A 23,286-nucleotide genomic window follows, 5' to 3' on the forward strand; every position below is an offset into this window, starting at 1 on the left:
ATGAAGAAGAACGAAGTACCACAAGACGATAGTCCTTTAAAAAGGAAAAACATTAACGAAATGGTTTATGCGGTTGATGATGACGGAAAATTTGTAAGCGTGCAAAGTTCCGGCTGGGAAGCAAAAACAGTTGTTCAGCACGAAAATTTAGAAGTATTGGATCAGCGTATTCAGCAGGCTTTAAACGATGTAAAAGCAGGCAACGTAAGCCCAATTGTTTATTTTATGGAATTAAAGCGTATGGACTGGCAAACACTGGCGGGTTATGTTGATAAATGGACATTCTTTGTAAAACGTCATGCAAAACCAAACGTTTTTAAAAACCTAAACACCAAAACACTTCAAAAATATGCCGATGTTTTCGGTATTTCTTTAACCGATTTACAAAATTTTAAAGGATAAATGCAGGCGGATTTTCAACACAAACAAGCAGCACATTGTGAAAATGGTGCTATTGTAAATTTATTGGGTAACAAAGGCTTTAAAATATCAGAACCTATGGCGTTTGGCTTGGGCTCTGGTTTGTTTTTTGTTTACTTACCATTTCTTAAAATAAATCACGCGCCTGGAATTTCGTACAGACCCATGCCGGGTAAAATTTTTAACCGCATGGCAAAGCGCTTGGGTGTAAAAGTACAGCGTTTAAAATTTTCCGATTCAAAGAAAGCACAGCAAAAGTTAGATGAAAATCTGGCAAAAAATATTCCTACGGGTTTGGTAGTAGGTGTTTACAATTTACCTTATTTTCCAGACGAATACCGCTTTCACTTTAATGCACACAACATTGTGGTTTTTGGTAAAGAAAATGGTAACTATTTAATTAGCGATTCGGTTATGGATTATACCGTTTCACTAAACGAAGACGAATTGGAAAAAGTGCGTTATGCCAAAGGCGCATTGGCTCCGAAAGGACATTTGTACTATCCTGTTTCTGTTCCCGATGCTATGGATTTGACAAATCCTATTAAAAAAGCCATAAAACAAACCTGTAATGATATGTTAGCGCCCGTGCCACTTGTAGGTGTAAAAGCTATACGTTGGGTAGCAAAAGACATTTTAAAATGGCATAAAAAGCTGGGTGTTGCAAAAACAAATTACAATTTGGCTAATATGATCCGTATGCAAGAAGAAATTGGTACAGGCGGCGGCGGTTTCCGCTTTATTTATGCTGCTTTTTTGCAAGAAGCGGGAGAATATTTAAAAAATCAGGAATTGTTGAACCTTTCGCAAGAAATGGCTTTAATTGGCGATAAATGGCGTGATTTTGCCTTACAAGCATCGCGTGTGGTAAAAAAACGCAGTAATACCGAAAATGTGTATCAAGTACTTTCTAACGATTTAATGAAACTGGCAGATATGGAAGAAGCCTTTTTTAAGAAATTGAAAAAAGCCGTGTAAAATGCAGTCAATCATCAAGATACAAAATATATCGAAACAATATAAAGGTGCCGATTTTCAATCGCTAAACAATGTGGTTTTAAACATTCCGCAACAATCGGTTTTTGGATTGTTAGGACCAAACGGAGCCGGAAAAACAACTTTAATTTCTATTTTGTGCGGCATCATTCAACCTACTTTAGGAAGTTACGAAATCAACGGAATATCAAACAAAAACACTTCATCGATAAAAAATATTATTGGTGTTGTTCCGCAAGAATATGCCTTGTACCCTACCCTAACAGCTTATGAAAATCTAATGTATTTTGGTAGTTTGTACAATGTATCAAAAGCAGATTTAAAAGCAAAAATTCCCGAATTTTTAATTCATTTAGGATTAGAAAACTTCATGCACAAGAAAATTCAAACGTTTTCGGGCGGAATGAAGCGTAGGGTAAATTTAATAGCCGGCATTTTACACAACCCAAAAGTGTTGTTTTTAGATGAACCTACGGTTGGTGTTGATGTACAGTCGCGCGCCACGATAATCGATTATTTAAAACTGTTGAACCAGCAAGGAACAACCATTGTTTACACCTCGCATTTAATGGCAGAAGCACAAGATTTTTGTACCGATATTGCCATTATAGACCAAGGCAGCGTTTTTGTTCAGGGAACACCGAAAGAACTCATTGAAAATGTGCCAAATGCAAATAGTTTAGAAGAAGTTTTTATTGAATTAACCGGTAAAAAATTGCGCGATGTGGTTTAAATATTTTAGACTTGCGCCGTATTTTACATGATTGTTTTCCAAATAAAGATTAACAGAATTGAAGAGCCAAAAGCGGCTGTGTTTTCCAAAAAAAATCTATTTTTGTATAAAGTGATTCCGATTTATGCCGAAGAAAATATTAGTGCTATATTACAGTCAAACAGGACAATTAAAAGACATCGTAAAAAATATCGCAAAACCTTTTGAACAATTAAAGGATTCATATACCGTTACGTATTACGAAATTAAAATGGAAAAAGATTTTGCTTTTCCATGGCAAAGTGAAGTTTTTTACGATACTTTTCCGGAAACGTATAGGCAAATTCCAAGAGCCATTTTACCACCTCCTGAAGAAGTGCTTAATCAAAAATTTGACCTAATATTATTTGGCTACCAAGTTTGGTTTTTAACTCCGTCTATACCCATTATTTCTTTTCTTAAAAGTGCGTATGCTGCACAAATAATGGCTAATACACCCGTTATAACAGTTTCTGCTACCAGAAATATGTGGATGCTTTCTCAAGAAAAACTTAAAATTCATTTACAACGTTTGCAAGCAAAACTTGTGGGTAATATAGCTTTGGTTGATCGTCATGACAATTACACAAGCGTAATAACCATATTAAATTGGATGCAAACCGGCAATAAGGAACAGAAAAAACCATTTCCTAACGCAGGTGTTTCTGATGTAGAAATTGCAACCGCCGATAAATATGGAACGATTATTGAAAAGTACGTTTCGCAAGATAATTATAATGGGTTGCAAAACGAGCTTGTTAAGAACGGAGCGGTAGAAATACGACCGTTTCTTATAAAAGTTGAAACCGTAGGTAATAAGCTTTTTACCGTATTTTCAGGCATTATTCTTAAAAAACCTGAAAAAAGAAAATTTTGGGTGGGTGTTTACAAATTTTACCTAATGGCTGCAATATGGGTAATTTCGCCCATTGTTTTGATTATCTACAATATTACAACTCCCATTTTTTGGTGGAAGAGAAAAAAACAAATTAAATATTATCAAGGACTATAAAAAAGAAAATTATAATGAGTAACGTTTATATCACAAAAGCATCAACCTATCTACCCAATGATCCTGTTTCAAATGATGAAATGGAACAATATTTAGGTTTAGTAAATAATAAAACATCTAAAGCAAGACCACTTATTTTAAGAAATAACGGCATAAAAACGCGGTATTATGCATTAGATAAAAACCAAAATCCTACGCATACCAATGCAGAAATTACCGCTTTAGCAGTTGAAGGTCTTTTCGACGAAAACTTTAAAAAAGAAGATATGGAGCTGCTTTCTTGCGGCACCACTTCGGCAGATCAAATTCAGCCTTCGCACGCATCTATGGTACACGGCGTTTTAAAACCAGGGAAATCTATTGGTATCAATACTTCTATGGGGCTTTGCAATGCTGGTATGAACGCCTTAAACTATGGTTTTTTGTCGGTAAAAGCAGGTGCTACAGAAAATGCAATCTGTGTGGGTTCCGAGCGTTTTTCGTCTTGGATGACCGCTGATAAATTCAACCATGAAGTTGAAAATTTAAAATTATTAGAAGAAAAACCCATTGTAGCTTTCAAAAGAGAATTTTTAAGATGGATGCTATCCGATGGTGCAGGTGCATTTCTATTGGAAAATAAGCCGAGAGAAGGAAGCCTGAATTTAAAAATTGAATGGATCGATTTTCACTCATTCGCCCATGAAATTGAAGCATGTATGTATTCTGGTTGCGAAAAACAAGAAAACGGAAGCCTGAAATCTTGGGCAGATTATCCTTCAGATGAATGGCTGAAACAATCTTTATTCGCATTAAAACAAGATACCCGTTTGTTGGATGAATTTATTTTGAAAAAAGGTGCCCAGGCTTTAAGAGCTTCGTTCGATAAACACCAAATTCAGCCCGAAGATATGGATTATGTTTTAGCACACATTTCTTCCAACTACTTTAAAGACGGTTTAAGAGAAGAATTTGCAAATGTTGGTTTAGATTTCCCTGTGGAAAAATGGTATTATAACTTGTCAGAAGTTGGAAACATCGGCGCAGGATCAATTTTTATTGTAACCGAAGAATTAATGAATTCCGGTAAGCTTAAAAAAGGAGAAAAAGTATTGCTATGCGTACCAGAAAGTGGCAGATTTGCTTATTCTTGTGCATTGTTAACCGTATGCTAATTATCATCATAGCAACAGTTTTAAGTGGTTCACGATAATTTAATCTAAAATTTTTAAACCAAAATCCTTTGGTCATTTACCAACAGATTTTGGTATTTTTACGCATTATTTCAAGTTTTAATGAAAAAGAGGAACCATAATTTAATGGATGCATTAACCGGTAAAAAATTGCGCAATGTGGTTTAAATTGTGGCAGTGTGTTGTAAAAGAATTTAAGTTGTTGTTTCGCGATATTGGCGGATTAATCACTTTATTCATTATGCCGGTAATTTTGGTGGTGGTGGTAACATCTATTCAAGACAGCACCTATCAAAGCTTTAGCGCATCAAAAATTCCTGTTCTTTGGATCGATCATGATCAGGACAGTATTTCCCTGCACGTTAAAAAAGAACTGGAAGCTTCACAAAGTTTTTCATTAATATCAACCCAAAATAATAAAGAAGTAACCGAAGCAACCGCAAAAGAATTGGTTTTTAAAGGGAAATATCAAATGGCAATTGTAATTCCTAAAAATCTTACCAGCGATTTAAACATAAAAGTCCGCCAGAATGTAGATGGAATTTTAGACGAAATGGGTATGAGTACTTCTACTTACGATCCTGTTGAAGTTGAAAAGAAAGAAATCCGTCTGTATTTTGATCCGGCTACACAAGCAGCTTTTAAAAACGGAATCAAAAGCAATATTGATAAAATGGTAGCTCAGTTAGAATCTGATGCCATCTATAAAACTTTCGAAACACAATTAGGCGGTAGCAGCAGCACATCGTTCAACGACACCTTTATCAGCTTTAAAGAAATTGTTCCCCAAGAAAAAAATGCAGATATTGTACCAAATTCGGTTCAACACAACGTTCCGGCTTGGACACTTTTTGCCATTTTCTTTATCATGGTGCCGTTGTCAATCAACATTGTTAAAGAAAAAAATCAGGGAACGTATCTGCGATTAATCAGCAGCCCAACATCAAACAGTATATTGTATTTAGGTAAAATAATTACGTATCTGGTTATTTGTCTGTTGCAGTTTTACACCATTTTACTTATTGCAAAAGTTGTATTTCCATACATGAATTTGCCCGAGCTAAATCTATCATTTAACAAAATAGCTTTAATGTCTGCATTAACGTTAACCGCAGGTTTAGCAGCAATTGGTATGGCAATTTTGTTAGGAATTGTAAGTAAAACCCAAGAACAATCGGCACCTTTTGGCGCAACCTTCGTAATTATTCTGGCAGCTGTTGGTGGTGTTTGGATTCCCGTATTCGCCATGTCGCAAGTTATGCAAATTGCATCAAAAGCATCGCCTATGAACTGGGCATTAAACGGCTATTATGATATTATCTTGCGAAATGGTTCGCTAATTGATATTATTCCTGAAATGATATTACTAACTTTGTTTTTTGTTGTTTTTACAACTTGTGCATTGCTATATGATAAAAAGAAAAGAACCGTTTAACCAAGGCAAAACCTTACAGCATACCGAACATTTTAAGGTAAAGTTTAACCAGACCGATGCTTTGGGCATTGTTTGGCACGGCAACTATATCGATTATTTCGAAGACGGTCGCGAGGCTTTTGGGCGCCATTACGGAATTTCTTACAAGCATGTGCAAGATCATGGTTTTGCAACGCCGATTGTTAAAACGCAAAGCGAACATAAAAAGCCGTTGCGATACGCAGATGACGCCTATATTGTAACCACTTTTATAGATTCGCCTGCTGCAAAAATGATTTTTAGTTTCGAAATTTACAATGCACAGCACCAATTGGTTTGTGTAGGCGAAACCACGCAGGTTTTTACCGATTTCGATGGAAATTTAATCATCACAGTTCCCCAGTTTTTTGAACAGTGGAAACAAAAAGTAGGTTTGTTATAATGGCAGTTTTTATTCACGATACCAATATCATTAGTCCGTTGGGTTTTTCAACCGATGATAATTTCCAGAAGATTCTTTTGGGAACATCGGCTATTGAGAAGGTTTTTATCAATGATAAGATTGGATCTGTTTATGCAGGGAAAATTAATGACGAATTATTCAGCAACCATTTCCAATCGATCAATGCTGATTTTAAAGGATCGCGAATTGAAAAATTATTGATTGCTGCCCTTTCCCCTATTGTTGAAAAAAATCCGTTGAAAAAAGATTCGGTTTTTATTCTTTCAACAACAAAAGGAAACATCGCCGCATTAGCAAATGATGATTTAAGTGGAGCTTTTATTGATAAACTGGTACAGAATATAAACAGTTATTTTGGTTTTGAAACAGACCCAATTGTGGTTTCAAACGCTTGTACATCGGGAGTTGTAGCGATTTCTTTAGCCAAACGATTCATAGAAATGGAACAATTTACCAACGCGTATGTTGTAGCTGTTGATGAATTAACGCCGTTTGTAGTTTCGGGTTTTCAGTCGTTTCAGGCAATGAGCAGCGAACCTTGCAAACCGTATGATGCTGATAGAACCGGAGTAAATCTTGGCGAAGCAGCTGTCGCGGTTTATGTATCGAATGAAAATCGAACAGAATCAATACAAATTTTGGGCGATGCCAATATCAACGATGCCAACCATATTTCAGGACCATCACGTACGGGCGAAGGTTTGTTTTTAAGTATTGAAAGAGCAATAAACGAAGCGCAAATAACATCAGACCAAATAGATTGTATTTCGGCACACGGCACCGCTACCCTATTTAACGACGAAATGGAAGCTGTTGCGTTTAACAGATTAAGCCTGCAAAATGTTCCAACCAACAGTTTAAAAGGATATTTCGGTCACACATTAGGCGCATCGGGTTTGTTGGAAACCGTTATCACAATAGAAAGTTTAAAAAACAACGTGTTAATTCCTTCATTTGGCTACCAACAGCAAGGAACAACGCAACAAATAAACATCATTACCAAAAAAGAACAAAAATCGCTTAAAACTGCTTTAAAAACGGCATCGGGTTTTGGTGGAAGCAATTCGGCAATGATTTTGGTTAAAAATTCAGAAAATGTACGCAATTAGTAAATTCATAAATATCAGTCAAAATGTTGTCTGTGAAAATGGCAAGACAATCTTTCATAATCAGGAAGATAATTTTGCTGCGTTTATGAAAAACGTGTATAAAAGCTTGAACATATCGTACCCGAAATTTTATAAAATGGACGATTTGTGTAAATTGGCTTTTATCGCATCAGAATTACTTTTGCAGAACGAAACAGAGAATGACATTGCCTTGCTTTTCAGTAATAACGAAGCGAGTTTAGATACCGATTTAAAGCATCAGCAAAGCATACAAAACCCAGAAGATTATTACCCAAGTCCGGCGGTTTTTGTGTACACGCTGCCCAATATTACCATTGGTGAAGTGAGTATTCGTCATCAGTTAAAAAGCGAAAGTGCTTTTTTTGTGGCAGAAAAGTATCAAACCGACTACCTGCACAAATACGCGGAATATCTGCTAAAAACCAATAAAGCGCAAAAGGTTTTGTGTGGTTGGATCCACTTTTTAAACGGAGATTACAAAGCCGATTTTTATCTGGTGGAAAAAATGGGTATTTTAGAGCATTCAAAAGAACATATTAACGATATAACAAAATAAAATGGACGCATTAAAGCAAGAATTAAAAGAACGCATTATTAACGCATTGAATTTAGAAGATATTTCTATTGATGATATTCAGGATAACGATCCGCTTTTTGGCGACGGTTTAGGTTTGGATTCTATTGATGCATTGGAACTAATCGTGCTTTTAGACAAAGAATACGGTATAAAATTAGCCGATCCAAAACAAGGAAAAGAAATTTTTCAGTCAGTTGAAACAATGGCTCAATTTGTAGCTGCAAACCGTACAAAATAATGCAGAAAAAAGTTGCAATTACAGGAATGGGCATTATATCTTCCATCGGTTTATCGGTCGAAGAGAATTTCCAGTCGTTAATTTCCAAAAAAAGCGGTATTTCAGATTTAGAGAATATCCAAACGCGTCATGCATCAGAAATTAAAGTCGGCGAAATTAAAATTACCAACCAAGAATTGCAACACCTGTTGAACTTACCAGAAGAAAATACCTTTACACGAACCGGTTTGTTAGGGACTTATGCTGCCAAAAAAGCAGTTGAAAGTGCCGGTATTTCTGATATAAACGAACTACGTACCGGATTGATTTCATCGACTAGTGTTGCTGGAATGGATTTTACCGAGAAGCACTACAAAAAGTACGAGGAACATCCGGAATATCAAAAGTACATTCAAAGTCACGATGCCGGCGATTCATCAAACAAAATCGCCAATTATTTAGGTTTAAAAGGATTTGTAACTACCATTTCAACTGCGTGTTCATCGGCTGCAAATGCCATAATGTTGGGCGCAAGCATGATTGAAAATGGTTATTTAGACCGAGTAATTGTGGGCGGAACCGATGCGTTGAGCAAGTTTACCATTAATGGTTTTAAAACACTGATGATTTTGTCTGATACTTACAACACTCCTTTTGACAATAACCGTAAAGGTTTGAATTTAGGCGAAGCTGCAGCTTATCTGGTGTTAGAATCAGATGAGGTTATTAAGAAAAGCAACAAAAAAGTTTTGGCTTACGTGGCTGGTTACGGCAATGCAAATGATGCATTTCATCAAACAGCTTCGTCAGAAAATGGTGAAGGCGCATATTTGGCAATGAAACAGGCTTTTGAAAAGGCTTCTATCCTACCCGATCAAATTGATTACATCAATGTTCACGGAACGGCAACACCAAACAACGATTTATCTGAAGGTCGAGCCATAAGCAGAATTTTCAGCAAGGTGCCAAAATTTAGTTCAACCAAAGCATATACTGGTCATACCTTAGCTGCTGCTGCGGCAATTGAAGCGGTTTACAGCGTACTGGCGTTGCAAAACAACATCATCTTCCCTAACCTGAATTTTAAAACACCTATGGAAGAATTGAATATTGTTCCCGAAACCGAAGTTGTTCAAACCGAAATTAATCATGTACTTTCAAATTCTTTCGGATTTGGCGGAAATTGTTCCACTTTAATCTTTTCGAAATCATGAAAAACTGCTATATAAACGGTATCGGCAATGTAAGCATTCAATCGGTTGATTTTGATGTATTTGAATCTGAAATTGCTGAAATTCAGATATTAAACAAAGCCCAGCAACCATCTTATAAAGATTTAATTGCTCCGGCAATGAGCCGCCGTATGGCTAAAGGTGTAAAAATGGGTATTTATGCTGCCAATAAAGCGTTGTTCAATGCGAAAATGGTTGATCCGCAGGCTGTGATTGTCGGAACCGGTTTGGGTTGTATCGAAGATTCTGAAAAGTTTTTAGAAGCAATTATTGATAATGATGAGCAGTTTTTAACTCCCACAGCGTTTATACAATCTACACACAACACAGTTGCTGCTCAAATTGCCTTGCATTTGCAGTGTAAAGCGTATAATTTTACCTACGTTAATGGATCAAATTCCTTTGAAAGTGCCTTGTTTGATGCTTTTATGCAGTTGAAACATTTTAACAAAGAAAATATATTGATTGGCGGAGTTGATGAAATTGCGCCGTACACTTTTTCTATGTACGAAATGATTGGAAAAGTAAAGCAGAGTGGGGAAGAGGTGAATTTTAAAAACCCGCAAACAAAGGGAATTGCGTTGGCAGAAGGAGCTACTTTTTTTGCTTTATCAAACCACAAAACCAACAACAGTTATGCTGAGGTTTTAGATGTGATGCTTTTTAATGCTTTTAAAGATAATGAAGCTACCGAAATAAATACTTTTTTGGCTAAAAATAACCTTTCTGTTTCTGATTTAGATGTCGTTTTTTTTGGTGTAAATGCTGATGTTCATCAGCAAGAATTTTACAATAGAATGAAGGCTATTTTTAACGAAATTCCACAAGCTTATTATCAGCATATTTCGGGAAGTTATGATACAGCATCTGCGTTTGGATTAAAAGTTGCAGCAGAAATCATACAAAAACAACAATATCCAAAGGTTGTTCAATACAATAACATTGAACCAACTAAAATTGAAAAAATATTAATGATTAATCAGTTTAACAATACCGATTTTAGTTTTGTTCTACTATCAAAATGTTAAGGCACAAGTACATAAAATGGTTTTTTATTGCCCTTTTAATATTCTTGTGGTACGCATATTTTTCGGGTAAGTTACCCTTGTTTTTAATTTTTATTGCGATACTTTTTTGGTTAGGAATCACTGCTTGGGGATCGTTTGACATTCGATTAAATTACTTTGTAAAAGCTAATTCATCAAACAAAAAATTCAATCGAAATGTAGTTGCTTTAACGTTTGATGACGGTCCGACAGAAGTTACTTCTGAAATTCTGAATCTGCTGGAAAAGTACAATCAAAGAGCGACATTCTTCTTTATTGGAAAACAAATTGAAAAATATCCCGAAATCTTAAAAAACATAGTCGGGCAGGGGCATACAATCGCAAATCATACTTATTCGCATACCAATAAAATGGGATTTTTATCGAAAAAGGAAGTTGATAACGAAATAGCATCAACCCAAAACATCATTCAGCAGATTACAGGTAAAATCCCAAATTTATTCAGACCACCATTTGGAGTTACAAACCCAAATATAGCGTGGGCTTGCAAAGAAAATAGGGTAGAGGTGATTGGTTGGAATGTTCGATCGTTAGATACTGTAATAACATCAGAAGATAAAATTTTAAGTCGAATTTTAGATCGATTTGAAAAAGGTTCGATAATTTTGCTGCACGATACATCAACCAAAACATTGAACGTATTGGAACGATTGTTGATAACTATGGAAAAGAAACAAATACAATCGGTTACGGTTGACGAATTACTTAATATTAAAGCATACAAATAATGAAAAATATTTTTTTAGGAATATTCTTTTTTGCATCGGTTTTAGGATTTTCACAAACGCAGATGTCTGCTAACGAAGTAACATCGTTTAAAAAAGAAGTACAAAATCAGGCGGGTAAAACAACATCGATCACTGCCGATTTTGAAGAAACAAAACACGTAAGCGTTCTTAAAAACGCATCGAAATCATCAGGAATTTTACGTTTTAAAGGCGAAAAATTGCTTTGGCAATACAACGTACCTAAAAAAAATGCCATGTTGTTTAACAAAAACAGTTTAAAGATCAAAAACGAAAAAGGTAAAATTACATCGTTCGATCTAAACAAGAGCAAACGTTTTAAGCAGCTACAGCAATTAATGGTTGGCAGTTATACGGGAAATCTGTTTGATGAAAAATCGTTCAATATTACCTATTTTAAAAACGGAACTACGCGTTTTGCCGTGTTAAAACCAAAAAGTAAAGACATGAGTAAGCACATTAAAGAAGTTACTTTAACGTTTTTAAACAATGAAGATACGGTTTCTGAAATTAAAATTGTCGAGAGTTCTAACGATTATTCGGTAATTAAACTAAAAAACAAAAAATTAAACACCGCATTGGGCGATAGTGTTTTTCAGTTGTAGAAATTTTAAAATATAAAGTAAATCAATCCTCTTAAGAACTTTTTTTGAGAGGATTAATTTTATAATGCAGTTGTAAAAACTTCATTCCCCAATACCAAAAAGTATGATCTGTACGTAAAACACCTTCTTCATCGGTAAACACGTGAATTAATTCTTTTAAAGGAATAAATTTATACCTAATCGTTGAATCGTTCATTACTTTAATTCGATAATATCCTGCACCACCTGGTTTTTTCCCATCAGAGATTAATTTTACTGAACCATCGTCTTGTACTTCAACTCTTAATAAAACAGTGGCGCTGCCTTTTGGTAATGGAAAAATAACTCGTACATAAGGTTTTTCGTCAATATTAACGGCAGAATAAAACCCTGCATAAGTAACTTTTTTAGTCAAGATAGCTTTTCTCAGCCAACAAGTCATAACTTGTCTGTCGTTTTCATCTTTCAAAGCAATTACTTCATTGCTCATACCTCTACTGGTTTCTAAAGGTTTTAGCGGTATGTTTAGTTGGTCTATACCAGAACTTACGGTATTGATTAAAATATGTGCAAAATATTTCACGGGATGATACCATTCAGACCAAACGTCTAAAGTATATTGTGATGTATGCTCGTAGAAATGCTTAACAGATTCTTGAAGGCGGTTTTTATTCACATCATTTTTATCGATAGCTAAAAGAAAGTCGCTTAGCAAACCGTGGCTTTTATCAATAGAAATTTTTAAGTTGGATTCTTTTGCAAATTCTTTATAAAAACCATCACCTATAAATGAACTTTTTCCGTATGGACCTTTTAGCCAAGGAATTTCATTTATGTTCTTTTTGTAACCCGTCCATCTAACCCAGCAGTTTATTGAAAGAGATAAAATTTTATTTATCATGATGTTATTTTTATCAAAAATAATAATTAAGGCAATAATTGACTTTAAAAACTTAAATTTATTAAATCATTTAAAAATATGAATAGGTTTCAATTATATCAAAATCCGTTCATTTGAACGGATTTTTGTTATGGATTTGTCGAAAAAATAGAACCATTAGCAATTAAAGCTCTGCTTTTCATCTTCAGGATATCGCGTACCCATTCGGCAAAATCTTCAGGCTGTAACACACTGTCCGGATTCCCGTCGGTTAAACCGCCGTCAATGCTCATATCGGTAGCAATGGTACTTGGTGTTAACGTAAATACACGAATGTTGTTTTTGCGCCATTCTGCCATCATAGATTGCGATAAAGAAATTACCGCTGCTTTAGATGCCGCATAGGCAGACATGTTTGCACCGCCTTTTAAACCAGCTGTAGAAGCTACGTTAATAACATCGCCGCTGCCATTTTGTTTCATGTACGGATAAACCGCCATTGCCGTGTAATAAACTCCAAAAAGATTTGTTTGCATTACTTGTTCCCAATCTGCAGCAGGCATATCTTCTAATTTTCCAAACCAGCCAATTCCGGCATTATTTACCAAAATATCAACACCGCCAAGAGTCGATACTAATTCTTTAATACCATTATCAACTTCTGATTTATCGGCAACATTAAAAACCGAATACGCAGCTTTTACACCACTTTTCTCCAATTCTGCAACCGTATTCTTTAAGTGATCTTCGTTACGGCCGGTAATTCCTATGTTCACACCTTCTTGTGCAAGCAGCAAGGCAACAGCTTTACCCAAACCACGACCACCACCGGTAATTATTGCGTTTTTTCCTTTTAATGAACTCATATTTTTAAATCGAATTAAATTAATTAAGTACTACAAATTTCAGAAAATAATGTCTGAAATCATTTCTTTAAAAGTTAAGAAAAACATATTGTTTACACTTTTTAAACCGATAAATAAAATTGGGGTTGATGGTACTTTAAAATAAATCCTTAATTTCGCTTTTTAAACAATTTGTATGTTAATACCTCATTTTTACAGCGTAAAAGAATTTAATTTTACAGACAACCAGTTAAAATCGATTATTGAACTAAACCCAGAACACGATGTGTTTAAAGGACATTTTCCTAATAATCCGGTAACGCCTGGTGTTTGTATGCTGCAAATTTTAAAGGAATTAACAGAACAAGCAACTAATACAAATTTGTTTATAAAAGAATGCAGCAATGTAAAGTTTATGGCATTGATAAATCCTGAAGTTAATCCAATTCTGGAAATTACAATCGATATCAATCCACTAGAAGAAAACTTTAAAATTAAGGCTTCGGCTAGTTTTAATGAAACCGTTGCCCTAAAAGTAAATGCTTTGCTAACCCAGCAATTATAATGAATACCGTGCAAAATAATAAAACGTGGTGCGTAATTATTCCAACCTATAACAATGCGAAAACTTTAAAGCGCGTTATAGACGGAGTTTTAAATTACACCAACCATATTTTTATTGTTAACGATGGAAGTACCGACAAAACTGCCGATATTTTAAAAAATTACCAGCAACTTTACATTTTAAATGTCCCACAAAACAAAGGCAAGGGAAACGCTTTACAAGTAGGGTTTAGAAAAGCATTAGCGTTAAATTATGATTATGGATTAACGATCGATTCAGACGGGCAACATTATCCTTCGGATATTCCTGTTTTTTTAGAGGAATTAAATGCAGCAACCGAACCGATTTTGTTGATTGGAAGCCGAAATATGACGCACGAAAGTGTGCCTAAAAAAAGCAGTTTTGGCAACCGATTTTCAAATTTTTGGTTTCAATTTGAAACAGGAATTAAACTGACAGATACACAATCAGGCTATCGCTTGTATCCGTTGAAACATCTTCCAAAAAGATTCTTCACCAAAAAATTCGAGTTTGAAATTGAAGTGATCGTGCGTACAGCATGGAAAAACATATTGGTAAAAAATGTGCCTATTCAAGTTTTGTACGACCCCAACGAACGCGTTTCACATTTTCGACCGTTTCGTGATTTTACCCGCATAAGTATCCTAAATACAGTGCTGGTTTTGATTACGCTGTTGTACATTAAGCCGAGAAACATCCTTTTAAAATTCAAAAAAAAAAGTTTTAAAGCTTTTTTAAAAGAAGATATTTTACAGACCAATGACACCAACGAAGTAAAAGCACTATCGCTGGCTTTAGGTGTGTTTATTGGAATTGTGCCTGTGTGGGGCTTTCAAACATTTTTGTCGATTTTTTTGGCAGCAATTTTCAAGTTAAACAAAACCATTTCGTTTGTAGGATCAAACATCAGCCTGCCGCCATTTATTCCGTTTATTGTACTGGCATCGCTAAAAGTTGGGAGTTTTTTTGTTGGCGAAAGCGGCGAAATTCTGATAGATTTTGATAATATTTCGTTCGATTCCATAAAAAACCATTTACTGCAATATATTGTGGGAAGCACAATTTTGGCTACATTTATGGCAGTTTTATTAGGATTTATTTGTTACATAATCCTTAATTTTTACAACCGAAAAGCAACTGCATAATGTTTAACGGATTTTATTATTTGTTTCAAAAAATTCAGAAATATCCTAAAACAGCACTTTTAAGTTCGTTGTTATTTTTGGTATGCTCGGTTTTTATCCTTCAAAAAATCACTTTTAACGAAGATATTACACGGATTATTCCAAGCAATAAAACCAATAACAACGCAGCCCAGGTTATTAGTGAAATGAATTTTACCGATAAAATTGCGGTAATCTTTAAAAAGAAAATAGGAGCTGATAATGATGATTTAATCAGTGCTGCCGAAGCATTTACCGACACATTGCCTATTGTAAAAGATTATTATTTGTCGGTTCAGGGTACGCTTAACGAAGATCTTTTTCAGGAGTCTTTTCGTTTTGTGTATGATAATTTACCGATTTATCTGAACGAAGCCGATTATAAAATCATCGATCAAAAACTGAATAACGACAGTCTTTCAAAACAAATTCAGCAGAATTACGAAACGTTGTTAAGCGGTAATGCGTCGTTTATGAAAGATATTGTGGTTGATGATCCGTTGCAATTATCGTTTTTAGCGTTGAAGAAACTGCAGCAGTTTCAAGGCAATGGTGATTATAAATTTCAAGACGGATTTTTATTTACGCAGGACGAAGAAAAAATCGTGTTTTTCATTAATCCGAAATACGGCGGAAGCGAAACGCAACACAATGAAGTTTTCGTACAAAAATTGAATACTTTAAAACAACACATTTCAGATAAAAACCCAAAGGTTTTGGTGCAGTATTTTGGTTCTCCTTTTATTGCCGTTGCAAACGCACAACAAATAAAAAGCGATATTTTAACAACGGTAGCCATCTCGGTTTCGGCTTTAATGCTGCTGCTTATTTTTTATTACAGAAACTGGCTGGTTCCGATAATTGTGATGATTCCCACGGTTTTTGGCGGATTATTTGGATTATTGTGCTTATATTTTTTACGAACCGAAATTTCGGCGATATCATTATCAATCGCTGCCATTTTAATAGGGATTACCATTGATTATGCGCTCCATTTTTTAACGCATTCCAAGAACACACAAAGTATGCAGGTGCTTTTTAAAGATGTTGCAAAACCGTTGTTAATGAGTAGTTCTACCACAGCAGTTGCTTTTTTGTGCTTGCTTTTTGTACATTCAGACGCATTGATTGATTTAGGAATTTTCGCAAGTATTTCGGTAGTTGCCACAGCCGTTTTTACATTGATTATTTTACCGCATATTTACAAAGGTAAGACCTTAAAACACAGCAACGCAATTGATAAAATTGCGAAATATCCTTTCGAAAAAAACAAAGTTTTAATTGCTTTTACGTTGCTTTTGATTGTAATGAGTGCTTTTACGTATCATAAAGTGCAGTTCGATGGTGATTTGTCTAAAATTAATTTCATGCCTGCCGAACAGCAATTGGCTGAAAAAGAATTGTATGCAGATAATAAAATCGCCAAGAGTTTATTTGTAGTTGCTTATAATGAAAATGAGGATCGAGTTTTAGAAGATAACCAACAGATTTTCAATAAACTGCAATCAAATAATTTTGTCAATAATGTACAATCGCTAAGTAGTTTGGTTCCTTCAAAAACCGAACAATTAAAAGCTATCAAGCGTTGGAAACAGTTTTGGAATCCTTCTAAAATCAATCAAACGGTAAAATCAATTGAAACAAAAAGTGTAGCACAAGGTTTTAATGCACAAACACACGCAGCATTTTATCAATTATTGAACAAAGATTTTTCAACCATAAATTTGACATCATTAAAGCAGTTCAGCCAGCAATTGTACAACGAATTTGTTCATGGTAAAAACCGTTATTTGTTATCAACCGTTGTAACCATCGATCCAAAAAACCGTGATGCATTTGCAAAGAATTTTGAAAGAGAAAATCAAGGAAAACAGTTGGTTTTAATTGATCGACAAGCGTTGAACGAACAATATTTAGGTTTTTTGGTGAACGATTTTAATTCGTTGGTTTCGTATTCATTCATTGCGGTTTTTGTAATTCTGTTTGTTTTTTATAGAAGAATTGAATTGGTTCTAACAGCATCAATTCCTATTGCATTGACAGGTTTTATCACCGCAGGTTTAATGGGATTGTTGAACATTCCGTTTAATATTTTTAGCACCATAGTTTGTACATTGGTTTTTGGGCACGGAATCGATTTTACCATTTTTATGACCAGCGCACTGCAAAAGCAATATACTGACGGAAAAGACGAAATGCCTTTATATCGGACTTCGATAATTCTGGCGGTTTTAACAACCATTCTGGCTATTGGGGCATTGATATTTGCACAACATCCTGCCTTAAAATCAATCGCATTAATCGCACTAATCGGTGTAAGTGTGGCAGTTTTGGTAACGTTCGTATTCTATCCGCTGTTGTTTAAATTTTTGTTTTTCAATCGCGTTAAAAAGGGATTATCGCCAACCACACTACTACTTAGCGTTCGATCAATTTTAATGTTTACCTATTATGCCATTGCCAGTTTAATTGTATCGGTTTTCATGCGTGTGTTTTTCTGGATTTTACCTTTATCAAAGCGCAAAAAATGGCATTTTTTCAGCAGTGTAATGTCGGGTTATATGAAATCGGTTTTGCACTTAAATCCTGCTGCAAGTAAAAAAATCTTCCACAAAGAACGCTTGCAAAAACAGTCGGTAATCATATCAAACCACACCTCGTTTTTAGATTCGTTAACAATTGGAATGACGTATTCTAAAGTGGTTTACATTGTGAACGATTGGGTTTACAAATCGCCGGTTTTTGGCAGAGCGGTTAAGTTTTTAGGATTTTATCCAGCAACGAAAGGAGTAGAGCAAGGATTGGTTCCGTTGGAAGAACGCATTGGGACCGATTTTTCTGTGATGATTTTTCCGGAAGGAACCCGCTCGCGAACATCAGAAATTGGTCGTTTTCATAAAGGCGCTTTTTTTATGGCAGAAGAATTAAATTTGCCTATTCAACCTGTTTATATCCACGGAAATGCCGATTTGCTGCCTAAAGGCGATTTTGTTATTTACAACACAAATTGCCATGTCTATGTAGGCGAACCAATTGCTTTAAACGATGAACGTTTTGGAACTTCGTATGCAGATCGAACCAAGAAAATAAGCCGATTTTTTAAAGAAGAGTACAACAAAATTCGATTAAAATCAGAAGATGCCGATTATTTTAAGCAGAAGTTGTTCTTGAATTTTTTGTATAAAGAACATGGAATTTTAAATACCGTAAAAGCAGATTTTAAACAACATAAATCAGTCTATCATCAATTATTTCATTTAATTAGCGATAAAACTGCGATTGCGCATGTTACAAACGATTTTGGACAACTTGATTTTCTTTTGGTGAACCAGTTTCCATCGCGAAAAGTGCATACTTATAATTTGAATGAAGAGCACAGATCAATCGCCAAAGCAAGTTACATCAATCAAAAATTTAAAGTAAAATATGTCGACGATTTAGAGGAAATCTGGCAGAACAGCAACGTGTTGATACTTTCTCATTTACAGCAGTTTATCAACGATATTCCGCAAAACATCAACCAAATTGTAGTAGTTTGTTGTAAATTTAAACCAAATTTCAGCGGTTTTACTCAAACACATGACGAATTAAAAATACAGATATTTCAACGTAATGAAAAAAACTAAAACATACGATGTTGTTGTAATTGGCAGCGGTTTGGGCGGTCTGGTTTCGGCATTATTGCTGGCACAGGAAGGCAAAAAAGTGTGTGTTTTAGAGAAGAATAATCAGTACGGCGGTAATTTGCAAACGTTTGTGCGCGATAAAACCATTTTCGATACCGGCGTTCACTATATTGGTGCGTTGAATGAGGATGAAAATTTAGGTCGATATTTTTCTTACCTAAGCATTTTGAACGATTTAGATTTATCGCAATTAGATCAAAATCAGTTCGATGTGATCAGTTTTGGCAATGAAACCATTCAATATCCCCAGGCGCAAGGTTATGATAATTTCGTACAGCAGTTGCTAATTTATTTTCCTAACGAAGAACAAGCATTAAAAAAGTATACTGAAACCATTCGGTTTTATTGCGATCAATTTCCGTTGTACAACCTAAAAAATAGTTCAGGTTACAACGAAGAAATCATGCAGTATTCAGTTGAAAGCGTTCTAAATTCAATCACTTCAAACAAAAAATTACAAGCCGTTTTATTAGGAAACAGTTTTCTGTATGCGATCAAATCTAATGAAACTCCTTTTTATGTTCATGCTTTAACGGTAAATTCATATATACAAAGTTCGTGGCGTTGCATAAAAGGCGGAAGTCAGATTACCAAAGCGTTTATAAAACAATTGCGGAGTTTAAATGCAGATTTATTTAAACATCAAAAAGTTGAAAAACTCAATTTTACAGAGAATGTTTTAGAAAGTTGCGAAACGGCTGACTGTATTTATAAAGCCGATCAATTTGTTTCGGATATTGATCTAAAACAACTCTTTTCGATGTTTAATGAGGAAAATCAACGAAAGCCTTATATAAAACGAATCAATCAGTTAAAGAACGGACCATCGGTTTTTTCGGTTCATATCGTTTTAAAACCCAATGCCGTTCCTTATTTCAATCACAATATTTATCATTTTGAAAAAGAAGCCAACGTTTTTTCGTACGAAAATAATTGGATCGATAATAAACCGCAATCTGTTGTAATTACTACCAATCCGCACCAGAAAAACCAAGAATTTGCACAAAGCGTTTCGTTAATGACATATATGGATTTTGAGCAGGTTGAAAAGTGGCAGCATACATTTAATACGGTTAAAAATGAAAGCGATCGCGGACCCGATTATGAAGAGTTTAAAAGCGAAATTGTAACCGAATTATTACAGGTTTTAGAGAAGTATTTCCCGAATATTCATCAAAATATTGTTTCAACACACACCTCTTCACCGCTTTCGTACCGTGATTATATCGGAACTTTAGACGGAACCATGTACGGTTTTGAAAAAGAAGCTGCACAACCTTTAAAAACCTTGATTTCGCCAAAAACGAAGATTGATAATTTGTTTTTAACCGGACAAAATCTGCGTTTGCACGGCATTTTAGGTGTTACGATTACCGGTTTTTTAACGGTTGCCGAAATGCTTGGGAAGGATTATTTTTTTGATAAAGTGTTTAAAAAAGTAGGGTATGAGTAAGCATTTATTTTCGCTTGTACTGCTGCTTTCTTTAATAAGTTGCGGAAGCATTAAAAACTTGAAAAAAGAATGTGATTTGTTTGAAACCGAATTGGAAAAGCAAGAGGTTTTTATGCAAAAAAGAGATGTTTTAAACAAATCGGTTAACGGAAATTGGCAATTACGTATTTCTGGAAATCCTTATGAAATTGGTTATAAGAAAGGGTTTTTAACACAAAAGCTGTATCAAAATCAAGAAAAAATATTTTTCGGAAAAGTTTCCGAAATTATTCCGAATCCATCAAAACAAAACAAATTATTGTATTTTTTAAAATGGTACAACCGCAATATACTTTCAGCAATTCCCACCGATTTAAAGCAAGAATTGTATGCTGTTTCAACTTTTGGATCTGATGAATTTAACGACATCGGCACAAAATTCGAACGTAATTTATTGCTGCACAGTTCGCACGATATTGGTCACGCCATGCAAGATTTAATGCTCGTAGGCTGTTCATCGATCGCTTTGTGGGACAATTTTACCGAAGACGGAAATTTACTTATTGGCAGAAATTTTGATTTTTACGTAAACGATGAATTCGCTCAAAACAAAATAGTAGAATTTATAAGTCCCGAAAGTGGTTATAAATACGCATCGGTAACTTGGCCGGGAATGGTTGGAGTGGTTTCGGGCATGAACGAAAAAGGATTAACGGTAACGCTGAACGCAGGAAAATCAAGCATTCCGATGCGGGGAAAAACGCCGGTTTCTATAGTTGCGCGAAGTATTTTACAGAACGCACAAACAATTGACGAAGCCGTTGCAATTGCAGATAAGTTTGATGTTTTTGTATCAGAATCTTTCCTAATCGGCAGTGCAAAAGATAATAAAGCGGTTGTGATTGAAATGAGTCCGAAACGAATGGATGTTTACGAAACCAACAACGGCAAGATAATCTGTACCAATCATTTTCAGTCGAACGGATACAAAGCTGACAAGCGAAATCAAAATCAAATCGAAGAATCACATTCTTATTATCGATTGGAAAAATTAGAAGAATCTTTTAAGACCGAAAAAAAATATAAGGTTAAAGATGTTTTAAAGGTTTTGCGCGACGTTTCGGGCTTACAAAACGAAAATTTAGGTTTAGGAAATGAAAAAGCATTGAACCAGTTAATGGCGCATCACGGCGTAATTTTTAAACCGGCTGAATTAAAAATGTGGGTGTCTAACAAACCGTATCAGTTAGGCGCTTTTGATGCGTATGATCTAAATACAGTTTTTAAATCGAAAGAGCTAAAACCCATAAAATCATTGGAATTACCAAAAGATGATTTTATTAAATCGAAAGATTTCAAGCAATACCAAAAGTTTAGAAAGCTGCACAAGACGATCGAAATAGCAACAAATTCAGAAAAAATCGTTTCTAATGAAATTTTAACGGCTTATAAAAAATCAAATCCCGAACTTTGGGTGGTTTATAATCAGTTAGGCGATTATTTTTTCAGTCAGAAACAATGGCAACATGCGGCAGATAATTATCAAATTGCCCTGCAAAAAGTAATAAGTTCTAAAGACCAACAAAAAAGCATCGAACAAAAATTAAAGAAAACCCTAAAAAAGCTATGATTCCCGATATAGAAACCAAAAGTATAACCGATATTGAACGTTTTCAGAATGCGCTTCTGCAAAAGCATATGGCGTATTTAATGGAACATTCGCCATTTTATCAGCGAAAATTTAAAGCAGAAAATATTCAGATTGATACTATTAAAACCATTCAAGATCTGCAGAAAATATCGGTAACCACAAAAGCTGATTTGCAAATGTATAATCACGATTTTTTCTGTGTTGATAAAACCCAAATCCGCGATTATGCCACAACATCGGGTACTTTGGGTGATCCCGTAACTTTTGGATTAACCGATAACGATTTGGAACGTTTGGCTTATAACGAAATGCTTTCTTTTCAGTGTGCCGGAGTTCAAAAAGGCGATTTGGTACAGCTTATGACCACGATGGATCGACGTTTTATGGCTGGTTTGGCGTATTTTTTGGGTTTACGAAAACTGGGTGCAGGAATTGTTAGGGTAGGTGCGGGTGTTCCGCCATTGCAGTGGGATTCTATTTTGCGCTATCAGCCTAAATTTTTAATTGCCGTGCCGTCGTTCATTTTAAAGATGATCGAATATGCCGAAGAAAATAACATCGATTATAAAAACAGTTCGGTAAAAGGAGTCATTTGCATTGGTGAAGCCTTGAGAACAACCGATTTGCAGCCTACGCTTCTGGCACAACGTATTCAGGAAAAATGGAACATTAATCTGTTTTCTACCTATGCATCAACCGAAATGAGTGCTGCGTTTACAGAATGTGATCAGTTTGCGGGTGGTCATCATCATCCGGAATTAATCATCAGTGAAATTGTAAACGAAAACAACGAACCAGTTGCCGATGGCGAATTGGGCGAATTGGTTGTAACAACGTTGGGAGTAGAAGCCATGCCTTTGTTACGTTTTAAAACTGGCGATATGGTGCGCAAACATTCAGAAAAATGTTTATGCGGCAGATCAACCTATCGTTTAGGTCCGGTAGAAGGGCGCAAACAACAAATGATAAAATACAAGGGTACAACGCTATATCCGCCGGCAATGCACGATGCTGTAGCACATTTTAAAGAGATCAAACTGCATTTAATCGAAATATCATCCAACGAAATAGGTACCGACGAAATTTTGGTTCGAATTTTTTCAACCGATACATCCGATGAATTTGCAGGCAAGCTAAAAGATTACTTTAGAGCCAGATTACGTGTAACACCGCAGATTATTTTTGAAGATGAATTAGCTTTGCAAAAGATTATTTACGATCCGCTAAGCAGAAAACCAATAACATTCATAGATAAACGCTAA

General features: G+C 35.2%; 22 protein-coding genes. 20 read left to right on the forward strand and 2 right to left on the reverse strand.

Features of this window, described 5'->3' with window-relative positions:
• The 14 genes from BM253_RS01830 to BM253_RS01895 all read left to right on the forward strand — a co-directional run bounded on the left by BM253_RS01830 (position 1) and on the right by BM253_RS01895 (position 11,802).
• On the forward strand, positions 1–402 hold the full coding sequence (locus tag BM253_RS01830; RefSeq protein ID WP_091518150.1) for a flexirubin biosynthesis protein DarG: 402 nt from the start codon (positions 1–3) through the stop codon (positions 400–402).
• Positions 403–1,398, forward strand: coding sequence for a BtrH-related acyltransferase DarH (locus tag BM253_RS01835; protein ID WP_091518154.1), 996 nt, complete (start codon positions 403–405; stop codon positions 1,396–1,398).
• A 1-nt stretch (position 1,399) separates the two neighbouring features.
• Positions 1,400–2,149 carry an ABC transporter ATP-binding protein gene (locus BM253_RS01840; RefSeq protein WP_091518158.1) on the forward strand — a complete coding sequence of 250 codons (750 nt, stop codon included), beginning with the start codon at positions 1,400–1,402 and terminating at the stop codon, positions 2,147–2,149.
• 124 nt (positions 2,150–2,273) lie between these two features.
• Positions 2,274–3,179 (forward strand): hypothetical protein, encoded by a 906-nt coding sequence (locus BM253_RS01845; RefSeq protein WP_091518162.1) that lies wholly within the window; start codon positions 2,274–2,276, stop codon positions 3,177–3,179.
• 14 nt (positions 3,180–3,193) lie between these two features.
• Positions 3,194–4,333, forward strand: coding sequence for a dialkylresorcinol biosynthesis protein DarB (locus BM253_RS01850; RefSeq protein WP_091518165.1), 1,140 nt, complete (start codon positions 3,194–3,196; stop codon positions 4,331–4,333).
• Positions 4,334–4,508: 175 nt separating this feature from the next.
• A complete protein-coding gene (locus BM253_RS01855; RefSeq protein ID WP_091518168.1) occupies positions 4,509–5,786 on the forward strand; it encodes an ABC transporter permease in 1,278 nt (425 codons plus the stop codon).
• Entirely contained in the window at positions 5,761–6,207 is a 447-nt protein-coding gene (locus BM253_RS01860; RefSeq protein WP_091518171.1) for an acyl-CoA thioesterase, read from the forward strand. The genes BM253_RS01855 and BM253_RS01860 overlap by 26 nt, the downstream gene beginning before the upstream one ends.
• Complete coding sequence (locus BM253_RS01865; protein ID WP_091518174.1) at positions 6,207–7,337, forward strand: beta-ketoacyl synthase N-terminal-like domain-containing protein; 1,131 nt, start codon at positions 6,207–6,209, stop codon at positions 7,335–7,337. The genes BM253_RS01860 and BM253_RS01865 overlap by 1 nt, the downstream gene beginning before the upstream one ends.
• Positions 7,324–7,914 carry a 3-oxoacyl-ACP synthase gene (locus BM253_RS01870; RefSeq protein WP_091518177.1) on the forward strand — a complete coding sequence of 197 codons (591 nt, stop codon included), beginning with the start codon at positions 7,324–7,326 and terminating at the stop codon, positions 7,912–7,914. Before BM253_RS01865 ends, BM253_RS01870 begins: the two co-directional genes overlap by 14 nt.
• A gap of 1 nt (position 7,915) precedes the next feature.
• The gene (locus BM253_RS01875; protein WP_091518179.1) at positions 7,916–8,173 is read left to right on the forward strand and encodes a phosphopantetheine-binding protein; all 258 of its coding nucleotides are present in this window, start codon (positions 7,916–7,918) and stop codon (positions 8,171–8,173) included.
• Complete coding sequence (locus BM253_RS01880; protein WP_091518182.1) at positions 8,173–9,366, forward strand: beta-ketoacyl-[acyl-carrier-protein] synthase family protein; 1,194 nt, start codon at positions 8,173–8,175, stop codon at positions 9,364–9,366. The genes BM253_RS01875 and BM253_RS01880 overlap by 1 nt, the downstream gene beginning before the upstream one ends.
• Positions 9,363–10,412 carry a beta-ketoacyl synthase chain length factor gene (locus tag BM253_RS01885; protein ID WP_091518183.1) on the forward strand — a complete coding sequence of 350 codons (1,050 nt, stop codon included), beginning with the start codon at positions 9,363–9,365 and terminating at the stop codon, positions 10,410–10,412. Before BM253_RS01880 ends, BM253_RS01885 begins: the two co-directional genes overlap by 4 nt.
• A complete protein-coding gene (locus BM253_RS01890; RefSeq protein WP_091518186.1) occupies positions 10,406–11,179 on the forward strand; it encodes a polysaccharide deacetylase family protein in 774 nt (257 codons plus the stop codon). The genes BM253_RS01885 and BM253_RS01890 overlap by 7 nt, the downstream gene beginning before the upstream one ends.
• Positions 11,179–11,802 carry a flexirubin biosynthesis/transport protein LolA2 gene (locus tag BM253_RS01895; protein ID WP_091518189.1) on the forward strand — a complete coding sequence of 208 codons (624 nt, stop codon included), beginning with the start codon at positions 11,179–11,181 and terminating at the stop codon, positions 11,800–11,802. Before BM253_RS01890 ends, BM253_RS01895 begins: the two co-directional genes overlap by 1 nt.
• A gap of 31 nt (positions 11,803–11,833) precedes the next feature.
• On the opposite strand, the gene BM253_RS01900 is transcribed toward BM253_RS01895, so the two are convergent.
• The gene (locus BM253_RS01900) at positions 11,834–12,682 is read right to left on the reverse strand and encodes a hypothetical protein (protein ID WP_091518191.1); all 849 of its coding nucleotides are present in this window, start codon (positions 12,680–12,682) and stop codon (positions 11,834–11,836) included.
• 128 nt (positions 12,683–12,810) lie between these two features.
• On the reverse strand, positions 12,811–13,527 hold the full coding sequence (locus BM253_RS01905) for a 3-ketoacyl-ACP reductase (RefSeq protein WP_091518194.1): 717 nt from the start codon (positions 13,525–13,527) through the stop codon (positions 12,811–12,813).
• Positions 13,528–13,702: 175 nt separating this feature from the next.
• Between BM253_RS01905 and BM253_RS01910 the strand changes: the two genes are divergently transcribed.
• Genes BM253_RS01910 through BM253_RS01935 form a run of 6 tightly spaced genes read left to right on the forward strand, consistent with a single transcriptional unit; the run spans position 13,703 to position 23,286 of the window.
• Positions 13,703–14,071 carry an ApeI family dehydratase gene (locus BM253_RS01910; protein ID WP_091518197.1) on the forward strand — a complete coding sequence of 123 codons (369 nt, stop codon included), beginning with the start codon at positions 13,703–13,705 and terminating at the stop codon, positions 14,069–14,071.
• A complete protein-coding gene (locus BM253_RS01915) occupies positions 14,071–15,237 on the forward strand; it encodes a DUF2062 domain-containing protein (RefSeq protein ID WP_091518200.1) in 1,167 nt (388 codons plus the stop codon). Before BM253_RS01910 ends, BM253_RS01915 begins: the two co-directional genes overlap by 1 nt.
• Positions 15,237–18,881: a 1-acyl-sn-glycerol-3-phosphate acyltransferase gene (locus BM253_RS01920; protein WP_091518203.1), complete on the forward strand. Its 3,645-nt coding sequence runs from the start codon at positions 15,237–15,239 to the stop codon at positions 18,879–18,881. Before BM253_RS01915 ends, BM253_RS01920 begins: the two co-directional genes overlap by 1 nt.
• Positions 18,868–20,394, forward strand: a complete 1,527-nt coding sequence (locus tag BM253_RS01925; RefSeq protein ID WP_091518205.1) for a phytoene desaturase family protein — start codon at positions 18,868–18,870, stop codon at positions 20,392–20,394. The genes BM253_RS01920 and BM253_RS01925 overlap by 14 nt, the downstream gene beginning before the upstream one ends.
• On the forward strand, positions 20,387–22,003 hold the full coding sequence (locus BM253_RS01930) for a C45 family autoproteolytic acyltransferase/hydrolase (RefSeq protein ID WP_091518209.1): 1,617 nt from the start codon (positions 20,387–20,389) through the stop codon (positions 22,001–22,003). Before BM253_RS01925 ends, BM253_RS01930 begins: the two co-directional genes overlap by 8 nt.
• Positions 22,000–23,286 carry a flexirubin biosynthesis putative acyl-CoA ligase FlxY gene (locus tag BM253_RS01935; protein ID WP_091518211.1) on the forward strand — a complete coding sequence of 429 codons (1,287 nt, stop codon included), beginning with the start codon at positions 22,000–22,002 and terminating at the stop codon, positions 23,284–23,286. The genes BM253_RS01930 and BM253_RS01935 overlap by 4 nt, the downstream gene beginning before the upstream one ends.

The organism is Paenimyroides ummariense, assembly GCF_900115115.1.
GTDB lineage: Bacteria > Bacteroidota > Bacteroidia > Flavobacteriales > Flavobacteriaceae > Flavobacterium > Flavobacterium ummariense.